This is a genomic window from Rhizobium sp. 10PS4, from assembly GCF_032464805.1.
GTDB classification, from domain to species: domain Bacteria; phylum Pseudomonadota; class Alphaproteobacteria; order Rhizobiales; family Rhizobiaceae; genus Rhizobium; species Rhizobium laguerreae.
Genome location: NZ_JAWDIW010000001.1, coordinates 475,357 through 492,214, shown reverse-complemented (window position 1 = coordinate 492,214; position 16,858 = coordinate 475,357). Strand labels below are relative to the sequence as shown.

General features: G+C 60.7%; 14 protein-coding genes and 1 pseudogene. 6 read left to right on the top strand and 9 right to left on the bottom strand.

All coding sequences use genetic code 11. The features are described from left to right. The first annotated feature begins 51 nt into the window (after positions 1 to 51). The gene (locus tag RWJ89_RS02225; protein ID WP_221999665.1) at positions 52 to 957 is read left to right on the top strand and encodes an MBL fold metallo-hydrolase; all 906 of its coding nucleotides are present in this window, start codon (positions 52 to 54) and stop codon (positions 955 to 957) included. After that, positions 954 to 1,724, top strand: a complete 771-nt coding sequence (locus tag RWJ89_RS02220) for a phosphotransferase enzyme family protein (RefSeq protein WP_131662710.1) — start codon at positions 954 to 956, stop codon at positions 1,722 to 1,724. The genes RWJ89_RS02225 and RWJ89_RS02220 overlap by 4 nt, the downstream gene beginning before the upstream one ends. A 99-nt stretch (positions 1,725 to 1,823) precedes the next feature. Here RWJ89_RS02220 and RWJ89_RS02215 read toward each other — a convergent pair whose 3' ends face one another. From RWJ89_RS02215 to RWJ89_RS02190, 6 genes and pseudogenes are all read right to left on the bottom strand, one after another. Beyond that, positions 1,824 to 2,867 carry a magnesium and cobalt transport protein CorA gene (locus tag RWJ89_RS02215; RefSeq protein WP_131662709.1) on the bottom strand — a complete coding sequence of 348 codons (1,044 nt, stop codon included), beginning with the start codon at positions 2,865 to 2,867 and terminating at the stop codon, positions 1,824 to 1,826. Positions 2,868 to 3,074: 207 nt separating this feature from the next. After that, a pseudogene (locus RWJ89_RS02210) lies at positions 3,075 to 3,215 on the bottom strand (allantoin permease); the annotation flags it as partial. Positions 3,216 to 3,222: 7 nt separating this feature from the next. Further along, positions 3,223 to 4,302, bottom strand: coding sequence for an alpha/beta hydrolase (locus RWJ89_RS02205; protein ID WP_245503807.1), 1,080 nt, complete (start codon positions 4,300 to 4,302; stop codon positions 3,223 to 3,225). Between the two features lie 261 nt (positions 4,303 to 4,563). Continuing rightward, the gene (locus RWJ89_RS02200) at positions 4,564 to 7,638 is read right to left on the bottom strand and encodes an efflux RND transporter permease subunit (RefSeq protein ID WP_131662708.1); all 3,075 of its coding nucleotides are present in this window, start codon (positions 7,636 to 7,638) and stop codon (positions 4,564 to 4,566) included. Beyond that, positions 7,635 to 8,720, bottom strand: coding sequence for an efflux RND transporter periplasmic adaptor subunit (locus RWJ89_RS02195; protein WP_131662707.1), 1,086 nt, complete (start codon positions 8,718 to 8,720; stop codon positions 7,635 to 7,637). The genes RWJ89_RS02200 and RWJ89_RS02195 overlap by 4 nt, the downstream gene beginning before the upstream one ends. Further along, positions 8,717 to 9,790: an efflux RND transporter periplasmic adaptor subunit gene (locus RWJ89_RS02190; protein WP_221946440.1), complete on the bottom strand. Its 1,074-nt coding sequence runs from the start codon at positions 9,788 to 9,790 to the stop codon at positions 8,717 to 8,719. The genes RWJ89_RS02195 and RWJ89_RS02190 overlap by 4 nt, the downstream gene beginning before the upstream one ends. A gap of 110 nt (positions 9,791 to 9,900) precedes the next feature. Between RWJ89_RS02190 and RWJ89_RS02185 the strand changes: the two genes are divergently transcribed. The 3 genes from RWJ89_RS02185 to RWJ89_RS02175 all read left to right on the top strand — a co-directional run bounded on the left by RWJ89_RS02185 (position 9,901) and on the right by RWJ89_RS02175 (position 12,344). Next, entirely contained in the window at positions 9,901 to 10,533 is a 633-nt protein-coding gene (locus RWJ89_RS02185; protein ID WP_020047212.1) for a TetR/AcrR family transcriptional regulator, read from the top strand. 75 nt (positions 10,534 to 10,608) lie between these two features. Next, positions 10,609 to 11,706: a LacI family DNA-binding transcriptional regulator gene (locus RWJ89_RS02180; RefSeq protein WP_206105846.1), complete on the top strand. Its 1,098-nt coding sequence runs from the start codon at positions 10,609 to 10,611 to the stop codon at positions 11,704 to 11,706. A 26-nt stretch (positions 11,707 to 11,732) separates the two neighbouring features. After that, a complete protein-coding gene (locus RWJ89_RS02175; protein ID WP_316030498.1) occupies positions 11,733 to 12,344 on the top strand; it encodes a hypothetical protein in 612 nt (203 codons plus the stop codon). Here the strand turns inward: RWJ89_RS02175 and RWJ89_RS02170 are convergent, their stop codons facing one another. After that, positions 12,345 to 13,367 (bottom strand): helix-turn-helix transcriptional regulator, encoded by a 1,023-nt coding sequence (locus RWJ89_RS02170; RefSeq protein WP_168280950.1) that lies wholly within the window; start codon positions 13,365 to 13,367, stop codon positions 12,345 to 12,347. A gap of 163 nt (positions 13,368 to 13,530) precedes the next feature. Here RWJ89_RS02170 and RWJ89_RS02165 point away from each other — a divergent pair, with 163 nt between their 5' ends. Then, positions 13,531 to 14,682 carry an ROK family transcriptional regulator gene (locus RWJ89_RS02165; protein ID WP_131662846.1) on the top strand — a complete coding sequence of 384 codons (1,152 nt, stop codon included), beginning with the start codon at positions 13,531 to 13,533 and terminating at the stop codon, positions 14,680 to 14,682. 131 nt (positions 14,683 to 14,813) lie between these two features. On the opposite strand, the gene RWJ89_RS02160 is transcribed toward RWJ89_RS02165, so the two are convergent. After that, positions 14,814 to 15,860 carry a carbohydrate ABC transporter permease gene (locus RWJ89_RS02160; protein ID WP_316030497.1) on the bottom strand — a complete coding sequence of 349 codons (1,047 nt, stop codon included), beginning with the start codon at positions 15,858 to 15,860 and terminating at the stop codon, positions 14,814 to 14,816. A gap of 1 nt (position 15,861) precedes the next feature. Continuing rightward, on the bottom strand, positions 15,862 to 16,857 hold the full coding sequence (locus RWJ89_RS02155; protein WP_168280955.1) for a carbohydrate ABC transporter permease: 996 nt from the start codon (positions 16,855 to 16,857) through the stop codon (positions 15,862 to 15,864). Position 16,858 lies beyond the last annotated feature (1 nt).

The window sequence follows — 16,858 nt, the reverse complement described above, 5'->3', positions numbered from 1 at the left end:
CCTTGATGTATCCGAATGAAATCACTGCGATTGCAATAAAGGCGACCAGACGTGAATCCATCGGTGGAATTGTGTTCATACCCCGAACTCGATGATCGAATCGTGATCGTCAGGGCGGGGGACGAAGTTGATGCCGTGTTTGTCCGGACCCAGAGGTTCAACGTCCTGATCGACACGCTTGGAACGCCCGAACTCTGCATGGCGGCACTGGACCTGCTCGAGGAACAGACGAACTCCCGTCCGCTGATCGTCATCAATTCGCACATGGATTGGGATCATTTCTGGGGAAATGCCGCCATTGCCGGGCGCGCTCCGATTATCGCGCATGCAGCCGCGCTCGACCGTTTACGCGACCCTTCCGCACGGGAAGTCCTGAGGGACAAGGCGAGCCAGGAGTCGAGGTTTCAAAACGTCAACCTCATCGGTCCCGATATCACCTTCTCCGGCTCGATGACCCTCAACGGCGGCGATCTGACGCTGGAACTCATTCATACGCCAGGTCACACACCCGACCATATCTCCGTGTGGATTCCCGAACTTCGCATCTGCCTGGCCGTCGACGCGGTGGAATACCCCATCCCCGAAGTCTGGAGCAAAAATGCAGGCGACCTGCGCCTGATCCGCTCCTCGCTTGAGCGGATACGTGACCTCAATGCAAGACTGGTCATCCCTGCGCACGGCCGGACCTACTCTCCTTCGGCGGTGGATGGCAACCTCGCCTATTTCCGAGCCCTGGCCGATCGTGTCGGCAGTTTGAGCGAGAGCCAGCTGGCCGATCCGCAACTCGGCAGTTCAAGCGGCCTGCGGCTTGAAGACTTCCTCCCCATCCCCGACGGAATGCCTTCCGACGTCGTGGCGTTCTACCGGAACTGCCATGAGACAAACCTTGGCGCCACGGTTCAGGCCCATATCGAAAAACTGAATTCGCATAAGGAACGTCTGGAGGCCGGAACGTGAAACTGTTGGAGGGCGGACGAAACGGGCAGATCTGGCAGGACGGTGATACCGTCGTACGGCCTTCCGGCGCATGGACGCCGACGGTGCACCGTTTTTTGCGCCATCTCAGGAGCAGAGGCTTTCCGGGAGCGCCGGATCCGATTGAAATTGGCGGAAACCAGGAAGTCATCACTTATGTCACCGGGCGCGTCTGCGAAGACCTGAGCGACCAATTTGTCGGGTCGGAACGCACGCTGCTTTCCGCAGCCAAGCTTCTGCGCGATTTTCACTCGGCATCTCAAGGGTTTCTCGAATCGGATCGCCAGATCCAGACATGGATGCTGCCGCCACAGGAGCCGCGCGAGATCATATGCCACGGCGACTATGCGCCCTACAATGTCGCGACGGCAGACCATGAAGCTGTCGGGATCATCGATTTCGACACCGCCCATCCCGCGCCGCGCCTGTGGGATCTGGCCTACTCGGTTTACCGCTGGGCGCCGCTTTCCGATCCCACTAATCCGCACGTGACCTTCGGCCTCGACGGTCAGTTGCGCCGGGCGGAAATCTTCTGCACGGCATATGGCGCGACGATGGAAGACCGGCTCCAGCTCCCTGAGATGATCTGCCAGCGGCTGCAGGCGCTCGTCGATTTCATGCTGGCAAGTGCGGCCGCCGGAGATGAGACGTTCATGGAGGACGTGGTTGCCGGAGATGCCCGACTGTATTTGAGCGATATGGACTATGTTCGAAGCCATGGGGATCGGCTGCTCAAAGCCCTGTGCTGACGCGCCTTCGGCAAGCTGAATGTCCCGCTTTGCATGTCTGTGCCCCTCATGTTTAGGAGCCGAAGAGGAACCGCCAGACGTCAGTGACTCGTCCCATATTTAGAGCCACTTCCTCCGACGGAAGAAAGTGAAGAGGAACAGGCACAAGAACGCGATGACACCGAGCACGAAGAAATAGCCATACCGGAATTTCAATTCCGGCATCTCGTTGAAGTTCATTCCGTAGATGCCGGCGATCGCGGTGGGAACGGCGAGGATTGCCGCCCAGGCGGCGAGCTTGCGTGCAATCGCCGTCTGCTCCGTCTGGCCGATCATCACGCTGGCCTCGAAGGCGAAGGCGAGGACCTCGCGCAATGCATCGATATCTTCCTGAACCCGGCGGACGTGGTCGGTCACGTCGCGAAACAGCGATTGGAGGGTCGGATCCATGCCGGGAAGATCGATGTGCTCGTATCGCCGGCAGACGTCGACGAGCGGCACCACGGCGTTGCGCAGCCGCAGCAGCTTGCGCCGTAACAGGTAAAGCCGCTCGATGTCGGACTTTTCCAGCTGTTCGCGAAGCACCAGATCCTCGAGCTTCTCGACCTCCTCCTGCACGACCTCGATGACCGGCATGTAGTTGTCGACGATGAAATCGAGGATGGAATAGAGAATATAGTTCTCGCCATGGGCAAGTGCTGACGGCGTGGCCTCGCATCGCTGCCGCACCGCCAGATAGGAGGACGAGTCGCCGTGGCGAACGGAGACGACATAACCGCGACCAACGAACAGATGCGTTTCGCCGAAGACGATTTCGTCATCCTTCATATGGGCGGTCCGGGCGACGATGAACATCGCGTCGCCGTAAATTTCCAGTTTCGGGCGCTGGTGGGGCTGCGCCGCATCCTCGATCGCCAGGGCATGGAGATTGAACTCGGCCTGGACCTGATGCAGCAGCACTTCATCCGGCTCGTGCAGGCCGATCCAGACGACAGCGTTCTCCCGGCTTCGCCATTCGCCGGCCTCTTCTATCCTGATGTCGCGAATGCGTTGCCCCTGCTGATAAACGGCGGCGGCCACGACGCCGGGCCGTTCATACGGAGGCGATGTGGAGCCCCCGTCTGCCAGCGCGGAAATACCGTTCAGATCCTTCAGCCGTTCCAAATCCAGCTATCCTCTCCATGGCCGCACGGGATCATATATCCGCGGGGCCAATCCCTTCGCCGGTCAGGCGCTCAGCCGATCATAATGCTATTTCGTAAAACATGCATCACTGCGTCGGTGCCGGGTTTGACCAGCCGCCTTCATCTGGCCAGGCGCCGGGCAGCGTCATGAAAGGCGCCCGGCGATTGCCGCGCGCCTTTCATTTGGTCACGACGCAAAGGCCGGCTTGCGCCGCGCGCCCATTCTCAACACGAAATAGATCGCTCCGCCGATGGCGACGCCGAAGAACCGGCCGTAGGTGCCCCACCAATCCGTCAGGATGGTGGTGAAGGTCGGCAGGATCGAGGAAATCTCATCATTGCGAGCCGACGACACGCCCGGCCAGACGAAACGGACTTGCGACCGCGGCGCCGGCGGCGTCGAAGACATAGGCGCCAACGTCGCCGGCGGTCGACCGCCTGCCGCTTTCGAAGGAGGCAAGCTGCGCTCCGAACTTGGCGAGCGATGCGTAGCGGTCGTGTCCCAGCCCGTCGGATGCCTGGATCGACGTGATGTCGATGACCCGAAGCCTTTCCTTCAAGGCAGCCTCCCTGATGACGGGATCGTCGATATCGAGGCGTCCGACGCGCGCCCGCTCTCGCGCTATGAAGCTCGAAGCGACGAGCGCCCGGTCATCTTTCGAAACGAGAAGGGATATCGGGATCGGCATCCGCCCGATATCCTTCAGCTGGGACCGGAAAACATCGACGTCGATGTCAGGGGCGGCCAGGATCACCGCCAGTTTGCCGACGACGTCGTCGCGATGCTGCAGTTCGAGCTGGCGCACCGTTTCCATGACCAGGAATCCGCCCATGCTATGTCCGAAAAGGATGATGCGTTTCACCTTTCCTGAAGCCGAGAGCGACGTAACAAGCGAGTCGAGGTCGCTACGCGAGGAGAGGGCGGCATCGCGGTCGGCGACATAGCCGGCGACGGCGGCGGCCGAAGGCCAGGAAAACAGAATCGGAGAGCCCGGAATATTGGCATCCGCGGCAATCTGCGCGGTGCGAAACAGCGCCTCCTGATAACTGTAGTTGTAGCCATGCACGAAGATGCCGACGGTGCCGTCGGACTGCGTGGAGCGGAGCGCCTCCTCTACGAAGGCGTCCTTTGCAAGCTGCTTGCGCCTGATGACGGCAAATTGCCGTTCGGGATCCGGGGTCGCGGTCGGATATGTGATCGCGGTGTCCTTTCGGTCGGGAGGGACCGAAAACCCATACTGCTCATAGGTGAGATTATCGGCCCACGCGCTGCCGAACCCGCCCCGTATGCTGTCGGGAGTTCTGTTGGTCGCTACGAGCACGTTCACGCTGACCGGGGCCTTTTCGGCATGAGTCGTCAGATGAACCGGCTTCAATACGTCCGGCAATGGTCTCGTCGCACAGCCTGCAAGCATCGCCAAGCCGATCGCGACGATGATGGCCGGCCCGGTCTTCAGGAGCTCTCGGTGATCTGCCTTCGAGGGCTTCGGAGAATACCGTTCCGTCATCGATAAATTTCCCCTGGGATCAAGGCTCTCGGGCGCATGCTTCAGCCGATCTCGTCGTTCTCGTTCCCGCGTGGGATGGCATCGCCTGCGCCACCCCACCCATTTTATCGCGGCCCGTGTTGCAGCGGCCGCCGCGGCGGCCGTGGGCGATGGCCGTCGAAGACTGCGTCACACCTCTGCCGCCGCGGCTTCGGCCCGAACGCCTTCGTCCCTCGGAATCCTGAACCACGCGACGTAGAGCGCAGGCAGGAACAGCAGGGTGAGTGCGGTTCCGACGACGATGCCGCCCATCATGGCGTAGGCCATCGGCCCCCAGAAGATCTCGCGCGAGATCGGGATCAGCGCCAGCGTGGCCGCCGCGGCCGTCAGCATGATCGGCCGCATGCGGTGCTCAGTGGCCTCGATGACCGCCTGCCAGGGCCCCATTCCTTCGCTGCGTAGGTGCTCGATCTGGACGACCAGGATGACGGAGTTGCGGATCAGGATGCCGATCAGAGCCAGCACGCCGAGGATCGCGACGAAGCCCATAGGAGCATTGCTCAGCAAAAGTGCTGCGACCACGCCGATCAGGGCCGTCGGCGCAACCGCGAATACCAGGAAGAGGCGGCTGAAGCTCTGCAGCTGGATCATCAGAATCGTCGCCATCGTAAACAACATCAGAGGCGCCACGGCGACGATCGGTCCCTGGGCCTCGGCGCTGGATTCGACCGCGCCTCCCACTTCCACCTTGTATCCCACCGGAAGGCCCTTCTGGAACTCTTCCACCTTCGGCTTCAGCTGGTCGACGATCGTCGCCGGCTGTGTCGAACCAATAACGGCGGCCTGGAGCGTAATGGTGGGCTGGCGGTCGCGACGCCAGATCGTCGGCTGCTCGAGCTCGTAGCGGAAATTCGCCACGGCGGAGAGCGGCACGACCTTGCCATTGGAGGTGGAGAGCTGCAGGTTCTGCAGCGTCTGGATGGAGTCGCGCTCGGAAGCCCTAGCGCGGCCGATGACATTGATCAGGTATATGTCGTCGCGAACCTGCGTCGCCGTAGAGCCTTCGACGATGCCGTTAAGCGCGGTCGCGATATCCTCGGAGGAGACCCCGAGCTGTCGCGCCTTGTCCTGCAGGACATCGACCTTCACCACGCGGGAGGGCTCGTTCCAGTCCAGGACCATGTTCGCCAGAAGCGGATGCGAACCGACCACACCTGCGAACTGCTGGGAGATGTCGCGGACCTTTTGAATATCGGGGCCGCTGATCCGGTACTGGACCGGCTTGCCGACCGGCGGACCGATGTCGAGAAGCTTGACGAAGGCGTCGGTGCCGGGAAAGGTTTTCGTCAGATAGTCCTGCAGCTCCGCCCGGACCTTATCGCGCACCTCGAGCCCTTTGGTGACGATGATCGTCTGTCCGAACGATACGTCCGGCGTCTGCACGTCGAAGGACAGGATGAAGCGCGGTGCGCCCTGGCCGACATAGGTCGTCCAGTGGTCGATATCCTTGTTGTCGGCAAGCATCTCCTTTTCGAACCTGGCCATCTGTCTGTCGGTCTCGGCAATCGAGCTGTTGTGAGGCAGGTTCCAGTCGATGACGAGCTCGGTCCTGTCCGAGTTCGGGAAGAACTGCTGCTGCACCAGTCCCATGCCGCCAATCGAAAGTGCGAAGACGCCGACCGTCAGAATGATGGTGACCCAGCGCCAGCGCATCGCCAGACCCAGGAGCCGGGAGAAGACCGAGGCGAAGCGGCCCTTCTTCTCGTGATGCGATTTCATCGTCTTCGGCAGGATCGTGACGCCGAGAAGCGGCGTGAACAGCACCGCCACCACCCAGGAGACGATCAGCGAAACCGCGATGACCACGAAAAGCGTGAAGGTGAATTCACCGGCAGCGCTGTTGTTGAGACCAACCGGAATGAAGCCCGCTACGGTGACGAGCGTTCCCGTCAGCATCGGAAAGGCGGTCGACGTATAAACGTGGGTGGCGGCCTTCCTGAGATCGTCGCCCGCCTCCAGGCGGGCCACCATCATCTCGACGGCGATCATGGCGTCGTCGACAAGCAGGCCGAGCGCGATGATGAGCGCGCCGAGCGAGATGCGCTGAAGCGAAATGCCGGAATACTCCATCACCACGAAGGTGATGGCGAGCACGAGAGGTATGGAGATCGCCACCACCATGCCGGCGCGAAGACCGAGGCTGATGAAGCTGATGATCAGCACGATGACGATCGCTTCGAAGAGCGCGCGGGTAAATCCGGACACCGCTTCGTCGACAACGGCCGGCTGATCGGAAACCCGGTGGACGTCCACGCCGATCGGAAGGTCAGCGACGACACGTTTCATCTGCGCGTCGAGCCCCTCGCCGAACTCCAGAAGATTGGCGCCCTGCTTCATGCCGATCGCAAGCCCGATCGCCGGCTGACCGTTGAAGCGGAACAGCGACGAGGGCGGATCCACGTAGCCGCGTTTGATCGTGGCCACGTCGCTCAGCGGAAAGAAGCGGTTGTTTATCCGAAGATTGATCGATCGCAGACTGTCCTCGGAGGTGAATTGCCCACTGACCCGCAATGCGATGCGTTCCGGCCCGGCGTCAACGAAGCCGGACTGCGTGACAGCATTCTGCGCCTGCAAGGTCTGGATGACCGACTGCTGGTCGATCCCGAGGGCGGCGATCTGGCGCGTGGAGAATTCGAGATAGATCGCCTCGTCCTGGGCGCCGACCACATCGACCTTGCCGACGTTGGGCACGGTCAGGACTTCGGAGCGGGCATTTTCCACGAGATCGCGAAGTTGGCGCTGGGTAAGGCCGTCGCTGGTGAAGGCGTAGATGTTTCCGAACACGTCGCCGAAGCGATCGTTGAAGAAGGGACCGACGACTCCGGTCGGGAAATCGCCCTTGATGTCGGCGATCATGTTGCGGATGCGCAGCCAGGTGGGAGCGACATCCTTTGCCTTGGTCGTCGGCAGCAGCTCGACGAAGACGGTCGTCTGGCCGGCAACGGTCTCGCTCTTGGTATAGTCCAGCGATTCCAGTTCCTGGAGCTTCTTCTCGATCCTGTCGGTCACCTGCCGCGTCACTTCCTCGGCGGAGGCGCCGGGCCACTGGGCGGTAATTACCATCGTCTTGATCGTGAAGTTCGGGTCTTCTTCGCGGCCGAGCTTCACGTAGGAGAAGGCGCCTGCGAGAATGAAGACGATCATGAAGTACCAGACGAGCGAACGGTGTTCGAGCGCCCAGTCGGAAAGGTTGAAGGACTTCACTGGCTGATCTCCTGGTCGATCCTGATGGTCTGGCCATCTTCAAGTTTATGCACGCCTGCCACGACCACCCTTTCTCCGGGGGCGAGCCCCTCGGTGACGCGGACGGTGCCGCCGTCTTCGACGTCACCGTCGATCTTCACGCGGCGAATCGATACTTTCCTGGCAGGCGCATCGACGATCCAGACGCTCGGGCCGTCGCTGCCAGCAATGATTGCCGAGGAAGGCAGCACGATCTCTGGATCCGCGGCGATGGTTGCCGAGGCTCTGATGACCGAGCCGAGCCTGAAGGCTTCGGGCGGATTGGTGAGCGCGATCTTGGTCCTGCTCGTGCGGGTAGAGGTCTCCGCCTCCGGTGCTATTTCACGCACAATCCCGGACGTGCGGATGGTCGGATCGAGCTGCAGCGTCACCTCGAAGGGCGCGCCGGTCTTCAGTTTCTGGGCGGCGGCCTGCGGCACGTCGACAACGGCGTCGCGCTTGTCCGGCCGGGCGATGGTGACGACCGTCTGGCCGGCCGACACCACTTGGCCAACCTCGGCCGAGGTCGCCGTCACAACACCGTCGAATTCCGCCCGAAGCTGCGCATAACCGAGTTGCTCCTTGGCCTTGTCGAGATTGGCCTGCGCCTTGGCGACGGCGGCTGCGGCGGTTCGCCTTGCCTGCTCGGCCTCTTCGAGCGAGGCTTCGGTGCCGGAGCGCGACGCCAACAGAGCGCGCTGGCGCTGCTCGGTGGTCACCGCGTTTCTGAGTTGGGCGTCGCTGTTTTCGACGTCCGACTGAGCGTTGCGTACGGCAAGCTCGAGCGCCAGCGGATCGATGGCGGCAACGACGTCATGCTTCTTGACGAGATCGCCGACATTGACGTTGCGGGCGATCATCCGTCCGAGAATCCGAAAGCCGAGTTCGGTCTCGATCGTCGGTTCGATCGTACCGGTCAGGCCCAGGCTCGTAGCGGGCGTCTGCTTGACTGTCATCGACAGCACGGGACGGGGCGCCTCCACCTTCTCCTCCTCCTGCGGCGCGCAGGAGGAGATCAGGGCCGTGCCCACCATCAGTGCGACTATGTTGAGATGAATACTCACTTGGAAGCTTCCTTGCCATAAGACACTATTTCACTCGGCCTGAGGAATTTGGTCCCGTCGGTCACCACGACATCTCCTTCCGACACGCCTGACTTCACGATGAAGCTGCCGGTCTCGTAGCCGGCGACATCTACTGCCTTTGCCGAAACCGCCGACGATGCGGGATCGACGATCCAGACGGCCGGCTTGCCGCCCTTGGACGTCATGGCTGACCAGGGAAGCTGAATGACGTCCTGCGAGACGTAATTGAATCTTCCGACGACGGGAGCGCCCAGGGGAATGGGAGCATCGCTCGATATCGCCACCTTGACCCTGATGGTTCCGGTGGAGGAATCGATCGTCGGCGAAATTTCGCGGATCTTCGCCGTGATCTTCTGCGTCGGGTTCGACAGAAGGGTCACGATTCCGTCGCCGTCGATCGGGCGCAGGAACGCACTTTCGACCACTTCGAAGACGGCATCGCGGTCACCGTCATGGGCAAGAGTGAAGACGACTTGGGCGGCTTGCGCCACCTGCCCGACCTCGGCATTGCGGGCGGTGATCATCCCGTCGGCGTCCGCCTTCAGCTCTGTGTAAGACAAGGTATCCTGAGCGGTTTCCAACAGCGCCTGCGCCGACTTCGTCGATGCCTGCGCGGTCAGAAGCGCCTCCTGCGCCTGGTCGAGTGCGGCACGCGTCGTCACCTGCGTTCGAAACAGGCTCTGCTGGCGGTCGTATGCAAGCTGCGCCTGGGTCTGCTGGGCCTCAGCCGACTGAAGATTGGCGGCCGCCACATCCAAGTCGGCCTTCTGTTCTTCCGGATCGATGCGCGCCAGGAGCTGCCCTGCCTTTACCGACTGCCCGACGTCGACCAGCCGCTCGATGATCTTGCCGCTGACGCGGAAGGACAGATCGGTCTGGACACGGGCGCGGACTTCGCCGGTGACCGCGCCGCCCTGAACCAGCGGCTCGGGCTTGGCAACGACGACGGAGATCTGCCGCGGGGTGGGCTCGGTCGGCCCGCTTGCATCGCTGCATGATCCGAGACCGATGGCGCATACGATCGCTGTGGCGACCAGAATGGTTCTCATAGTTGACCTCTTGCTCTCAACGGCAGCTCCTATATAATTGACTGACGGATTAGTCAATGAAACTTTGTGCCGCGGGGATCAGGGCGAGCGCAACAAGGGAGGCGAGGCAAATGGCAGCTCAGAAGAAGATCACACGCGCGGAACAGAAAGCGCTGCGGCCCATCCAGATCCTGGATGCCGCCTTCGAGGAATTCGTGAGAAGCGGTTTCACCGGCACGCGCGTCGAAGACATCGCCGACAGGGTCGGCGTCACCAAGGGTACGGTGTATGTCTACTTCGAGACCAAGGAAAAGCTATTCGAAGCCATGATCAATCATTTCTCCGTGCCGTTTCACGAGTTGCTGACGATCACGGACGGGCTCAGCGGCAGCGCCACTGACCGGCTGATTTCCATTCTCGGCCTGCTCTACGAACAAATCGCCGAGGATCGTACGACCCGCGAACTGACACGGCTGGTCATCGCAGAAGGACACCGGTTCCCCGACCTGATCGACCGCCACCACGACCAGTTCATTGAGCCAATCATCACCAAGGTCGACTCTCTCATTCTGGAGGGTGTGGCGTCGGGGGAGTTTCGCGAAGTTCCGGTGGAATTCTCCGACATCGTGGTCGCGCCCATCCTGACGACGACAGTTCTGCGGCTGATATTCGACGATCGCCGCGTGCCCACACCCAACAAGGAGGCCTTCCTGCGGACTTATTTCGACCTGCTGCTCAATGGCCTGCTTGCCAAACCTCACTGATCGCCAAATGACAAAAAATACCGCACCAGGCACGTAGCTTTTCTCAAGTTTTTATGTGAAAACATCGAGTTAGCCATGCCTTCGAAGGCACGACCTCAATTCGTGACGGAAAAAGTGGAACGCAAAGTCAATCTCAAGGATGTCGCGCGCGATGCGGACGTGTCGCTGAGCACGGCCTCGCACGCGCTCAACGGAACCGCACCGCTGACGATCGAGGTACGCGAAAGGGTTCTGGATTCGGCCAAACGCTTAGGCTACCTCGACCGCCGGAGGAAGAAGGCAACGATCGCGACCTTGCGCGTCCTGCTTCTCGCCATTCCCGACGATGCCGCGCCCGAGAGCGACCTCAACCTGGTGAGCTGGACGATCCTCAACGGTCTCCGTAGGGAGTGCGAACGCCGCGGCATCAGAATCGTACCCTTCGTCAGCACCGGCCGGCGTATCGACGGCGCTCAAGTCAGACAGATCGCGCTCTCGGAACGCGCCGACGGCATCGTGGTCCTGAACGACGATCAGCCGGAACTGATCCGAAGCCTCGCCTCCCCTGATATGCCTGTCGTCATCGTCAACGGCGAAGACCCCGCCATGCTGGTCGATACGGTCACCCCCGAAAACCGCTTCGGAGCGCGGCTCGGCATCGAGCACCTGCTGGCGCTCGGGCATCGCCGTATCCTGCACCTGACCTGGAAGGGACGCACGACGATCCAGCGCCGATATGACGGCTTTTCCGATGCCTATTTCGCCGCCCAGCTTCCGGTGCCGGACGATATGATCGTCGAGGCCGAGGGGTATGAGCCCAAGCACGGCGAGGCTGCGATCAACGCGCTGCTCGACCGCGATGCCACGATGAAAGGCGCGACCGCCGTCTTTTGCGCCGCCGACAATCTGGCGCTCGGATGCCTGAAGGCATTGGCCGATCGGGACATCCGCGTGCCGGAAGCGATATCAGTGCTGGGGTTCGACGACATCGTTCCCGGCGAGTTCAGCCGCCCGCCGCTGTCGACGATCAGCGTTCCCACAGACAGGCTAGGCGCCGCCGCCTTGGCGCTCATCGAACAGCGGCTGATCGCCAACGATCCGCAGCGGCCGGCCCATCGCCTGGAACTTGGATGCCATCTCGTCTTGAGGGGTAGCGTCGCGCCGCCGCGCGGGAATGCAACGCATCGAGCCTGATCGATGCGGTACCTTCGGAGAGCACGATGACCAAAATCCTTGCTGCAGCCCTATCGATCTCATTGTGTATCATGATCGATGCTTCGATAGCCGTTGCGTCCGACGCTAAAGAAACCTTGCAAATTCCCAAGATCTTTAGTGCAGTGAAGCTTCGAGATTGCAACCAGCACGATAGTAAAGAACGTCGCGCTTGCGAGGCGACCACACTCAGGCTTGGATACTTTAGCTGGGGTCTTTTGTTCGCAGTTCGAGGCTTCGATCTAACTCCGAGAATCCTGCGCGGCGACCTTAAAGCGTTCCGCGAGTTTGTGAAAGACGATCCCGTTTATTCAAGCCAAGCATCGGCGGTAGAGGCTTTCTTGAGAAAACCCTTCGAAATATGCGCCTCTGACGGCTGCGGAATATACCTGGGCCTATCAGAACGGGAACTAGAGGCTATCTCGGCGGAGTTCAACGAGAGTCGACGGTCGATGATTTGTCTTCTCAAACGAGACCGGTCGAAAGACAAGGCGGGCGGCGCGCTCCACGATCGGACATTGCTCACCGATGTCTGGCAAATGCAGCGCGGCCTGATCCCATCCTGTGCGCCGGTATCGACTGCTGTTGAAGAAATTATTAGGCGCGCCTTCCGTAGTTAGCTAGCGCGAGCGCTCGGCCCGCAGGCGCGTATCCCGCGGGCTTTCTCCGAAGGCTCTGCGATAGATGATGGAGAATCTCCCCGCATGAGAAAAACCCCATATGGCGCAGATTTCCCGGACGGATCGCTGATTCATCGGATCCCGCAACTGGTCGCGGGCTGCCTGCAGCCTGATCGTGCGCAAGTAACTGCCCGGTGAGGTTCCCCTGAAGGCCTTGAAGCCCGTTTGCAGCGCACGAAGTGAAACACCGACGTCATCCGCAATCATCGTCATGGTGAGGGGCTCTGCGATATTGGCGTGCATATAGTCGATAGCACGTCGGACATGCCAAGGCGCGACCAACGACACTTTGTTTTTTTCCAGATAGCCGGAAAAACGGTGAGAGCCAAATCGGATCACGAGATTGGCAAGCGTTTCGCTCATTCCTGCCATGGCAAGCGGTGAAGACAGAAGCGGACCGTCATTGAGCATGCCCTGCACGATCGTCTGCGCCAGGCTACCGATAAGCTGGCCCGATGGTGTTGTGAGATCCAGAACGGGTTCTAGGTCAAGCGAATCGAGGATTGGCGTTTCCACCAGTGAAACCAGCATTCGTCTCACAATTTTCCAGTCCAGGAACAGCGCATCCGAGCGGTGCGGGCCGCCTTGGACGAAACGATCGCCTACCTGATGGTTGTTGGCCATGAGAAGATGACCCGCCTCACTTTCAACCACTCTTTTTCCAATGGACAGTCGAAAGGATCCGGTGTGCGGGATGTAAAACGCGAGGTGTTGCGGCGTCTCCTCGAGCGTTCGAATCGTCCAGGAACTCTGATAAACCGAATGAAGCGCCGTAAATGGCCCGCTTGTTCTCAGGTCCGCTGCCCAAGCAAAAGCCCGATCTTTGCTCAGCGGCTTGGCGCTAAAGGCTCCGTAGCCTGCCGAATAGGCTTGCACCATCGACTCGAAGTCCCTGCCTTCATGCGTCGGCGCAAACCCGTATGTCTCACGCTCAGGAGCGCGCGCCGTGCTCTCGGATCTCAACGATATCCCCTCTGCCGTCGTGAATTGTGATCCCGGCTGGCTTGGCCAATCTCAATGGAGTAAGCAGGGCCGGCAAACCGGGGCTCGAATTCCTTGTTTGACAGAAGCAAAACGCCCTCCCAATCTGGTTCACACTCACAGTGTAAATCAAACCGAACCCAAAATGAAGTATGATCCGCTAGACCACATCGCCGCGCATTTTTTGCGAGACACGCAAGCTGTGCGCGTCGCTTCCCGCAACGAACGCGACCTGCTGCGGCTGATCTGGAAGTCTCCAGGCATTGAGCGCTCCGACCTAACCGAGCCGCTCGATCTCACCCAGCAATCGTTGCACAGGATCGTCGCGCGGCTTCATGAGCGAGGGATGATTGTCTTTTCCACATCGGAAACCCGGCGCCCCGGGCCCCCCAGCCCTGGCCTTACTCTTTGCAGAGACTGGTGTCTGACGCTCGGCATCGCCGTGAACGTCGGTTCGATCGGCCTCTGCCTCATGGGTTTCGGAGAACCTTTGGACCACATGGAAATTCCGCAGGAGGGATCGTCGCTCGCCGCGGAGATGGAGCGGATCGAAGCGGCGGTCGAAGAGCTCCTTGCCCGGCGAGGAGCCGAGCGGCGCGATGTCCTCGGCATCGGTCTGGCAGTCTCTGGCCACCATATGCTGGACACGGCCTTCAACTGTCCTCTGCCGCTCGCTCATTGGTCATTGATCGATTTGGCGCCTTTGCTCGGAGAGCAGCTCGGCCTACCGGTCTGGGCAGACAATGTCGCCAGGACCGCCGCCTTGGCGGAAGCAATTTTCGGTGTCGGCCGCGACGTCGCTGATTTCGCCTATATCGCCCACCTTCACGGATACGGGGGCGGCCTCGTTTCCGGAGGCATGCCGTTTCGCGGCAGTTTCGGAAATGCCGGCGAATATTCCGTTCTCTTCGGGCGTGAGGAATACGAAGATCGCCCTGCACTCAGCCTCTTGCTTCAACACCTTCATGCCAAGGGACGCTCGAACTTGACCCTCAGGGACCTGAAGAACGAAAACCTGGTGGATTGGGATGGCGTTGCGGAGTGGGTCGACCGCGTCGCGCCGGCCCACAACAAAGCCATCAATGCGATCTGCGCAGTATTCGACCCGGCCTTGATCGTCCTTGGCGGCGAGCTTCCGCATTCACTCGCGAGAATGCTTATCGAGCGGACTGAATTCAATAATCTGCCTCGGCATGGCGTATTACGTGACGTCCCAAGCCTTGCCGTGGCACAGATCATCGATGCCCCCGGTGCAATCGGCGCGGCCTTGATCCCGCTAATCGAAACCGTTTTGTGATATCCGCAGGAGGTATCGACCGCCGAAGCGCGCCGCATGAACCGAGTTCTATACGACGCGCCTCAGCCGGAGGTCGGCGTGGTTTGGGTTATTCGATGATTACGAGGAGGTCTCTCTCCATGCAGGCTCACTTACTTCATGCCTGTTCCGGCGATGCCCGTGGTAATATACTTCTGCAGAAACAGGAAGACGACAGTGACGGGCAGCAGGCTGAGGAACGTCATCGCCAGGATATAGTGCCATTGCACCGAGAACTCTCCCTGGAATGCGTTCAGGCCGACCTGCAGGGTGAAATTCTCGCGGCTGTTGAGGACGATGAGCGGCCAGAGGAAGTCGTTCCATCGCCAGAGCACGGAAAAGATCGCCAGCACCGCGAGCGCCGGCGCCGTCAGCGGCAGGATGATGCGCCAGAAGATGCAGAATTCGCTCGCCGCATCGACGCGCGCCGCCTCTATCAGTTCATCGGGTATGGTCAGCATATATTGCCGCAGCAAGAAGACGGCGGTCGGAGAGGCGATCGTCGGCAGGATGACGCCCCAGAGATTGTCGGCAAGCCCGACCCCGACGATGACGAGATAGGCCGGGACCATGACGACGGCGAGCGGGATCATCAGGGTCGAGATGATGATGACGAAAACGGTCGTGTCGCCACGAAATTTGTATTTCGATAGCGCAAAGGCCGCCATGGCGTTGACGATGAGCGTCAGAAGCGTCGCAACGACGGTGACAAACACCGAGTTCTTGAGGAAGGTCAGGAAGTTGAAGCGCGTCAGCGGATCGCTGTAATTCTCGGTGGCGACGGTCAAATGCTGCACCGGCGTGATCCCCTTGACGTCGACGCTGATCGGCTGTCCGGGATTTGCGGGATCGACCATCTGGGCCTTCAGGCCGATACGCCGCACCATGGCCATCTCGCGTGGCTTACCGTCGATGGTCACCTGCCAGAGGCTGAGCGGTTTGTCGAAGCCGGGGACCGTCCGTTCCACCGCAGCACGCGGAAGCAGCGCCGGCGGAAAGCGGGTAATTTCGGCTGCCGGCTTCAGCGAGGAGAGACCCGCCCAGACGACGGGGACGAGCACGGCGAACGTGCCGCCGGTCAGCCAGACCCATGACAATATATCGGTGATGTCGATGCGCCCGGCCCGGCGCGTGCGAGAGAGAAAGCTGATCGGATTCATCTCAGGACTCCATTCGCTTGCCGAGGCGCAACTGTATGAGGGTGAGAACCAGAAGCACCAACCCCATCAGAACCGATGCGGCGGAGGCAAGTCCGAAGAGGCGGAGATCGCTGCTGAATGCCATCTGGTAGATATATTGGACGATGAAGCTGTTGGCCGTGCCCGGACCGCCGCCGTTGGTCAGAACCCAAGCCTCGTCAAAGATCTGCACGGACTTGATCATCAGAAGGATGAATACGACAAGCAGGTTCGGAGCAAGGAGCGGAAGCGTGATCCTGAACAGCGTGCGGCGCGGCGACGCGGCGTCGATCGAGGCAGCCTCGTAGAGCTCCTTCGGGATCGCCTGGAGGCCGGCGAGGAGGATGAGCGTGTAAAAGCCCATGTGAAACCAGACCGACACCACGACGACGAAGAAGCGCGACCAGCCGACATCGAGAAGAAAAATCTCAGGAGGAATACCGACCATCTGGAAGAAGGCGTTCAGCAGCCCGTTGCGATCCAGGAACCACTTCCAGATGAGGCCGATGACGACGGGAGACAGAAGGACGGGATAGAAGAACATCGCGCGGAAGAAGCCGCGCGCGACGATCGCCCGATTGAGGATCAGCGCCGTGATCAGCGCCACCAGCAATGTAGCGACGACATTGAAGGCCACGAACCAGAGCGTGTTCCACACAGCTGTCCAGAACAGCGATTCCTGGCAGGTTCCCGGCTGCAGATAATTGCCGCAAGAAAGCAGCGTGCGGAAATTGTCCAGGCCGATGAAGGGGCGTTCCGAGACGAAAAGGTTGGTCCCGCCGGTGAAGGCATAACCGACCGCGATCGCTATGGGAAGAAACGTGAAGATGGCGAACAGAATGAGGTTCGGCGCCAGGAACAGCCATGGCATACGCTTGCGGCCGAAGATGCGCTCGATCACATTTATCGGGGCTTCGACTACTCTCATCGCCGTTTCCCCCGTCTGGGACAGCAATGCACCTGCCTTGAGGGCCGCCATG

What these genes read in the sequence shown, in the direction of transcription:
- RWJ89_RS02205 (WP_245503807.1), bottom strand. Translation starts at nt 4,302, where the DNA reads ATGCTTGCAGGCTGTGCGACGAGACCATTGCCGGACGTATTGAAGCCG.
- RWJ89_RS02160 (WP_316030497.1), bottom strand. Translation starts at nt 15,860, where the DNA reads ATGAATCCGATCAGCTTTCTCTCTCGCACGCGCCGGGCCGGGCGCATC.
- RWJ89_RS02155 (WP_168280955.1), bottom strand. Translation starts at nt 16,857, where the DNA reads ATGGCGGCCCTCAAGGCAGGTGCATTGCTGTCCCAGACGGGGGAAACG.
- RWJ89_RS02185 (WP_020047212.1), top strand. Translation starts at nt 9,901, where the DNA reads ATGGCAGCTCAGAAGAAGATCACACGCGCGGAACAGAAAGCGCTGCGG.
- RWJ89_RS02165 (WP_131662846.1), top strand. Translation starts at nt 13,531, where the DNA reads ATGAAGTATGATCCGCTAGACCACATCGCCGCGCATTTTTTGCGAGAC.
- RWJ89_RS02180 (WP_206105846.1), top strand. Translation starts at nt 10,609, where the DNA reads ATGCCTTCGAAGGCACGACCTCAATTCGTGACGGAAAAAGTGGAACGC.
- RWJ89_RS02190 (WP_221946440.1), bottom strand. Translation starts at nt 9,790, where the DNA reads ATGAGAACCATTCTGGTCGCCACAGCGATCGTATGCGCCATCGGTCTC.
- RWJ89_RS02175 (WP_316030498.1), top strand. Translation starts at nt 11,733, where the DNA reads ATGACCAAAATCCTTGCTGCAGCCCTATCGATCTCATTGTGTATCATG.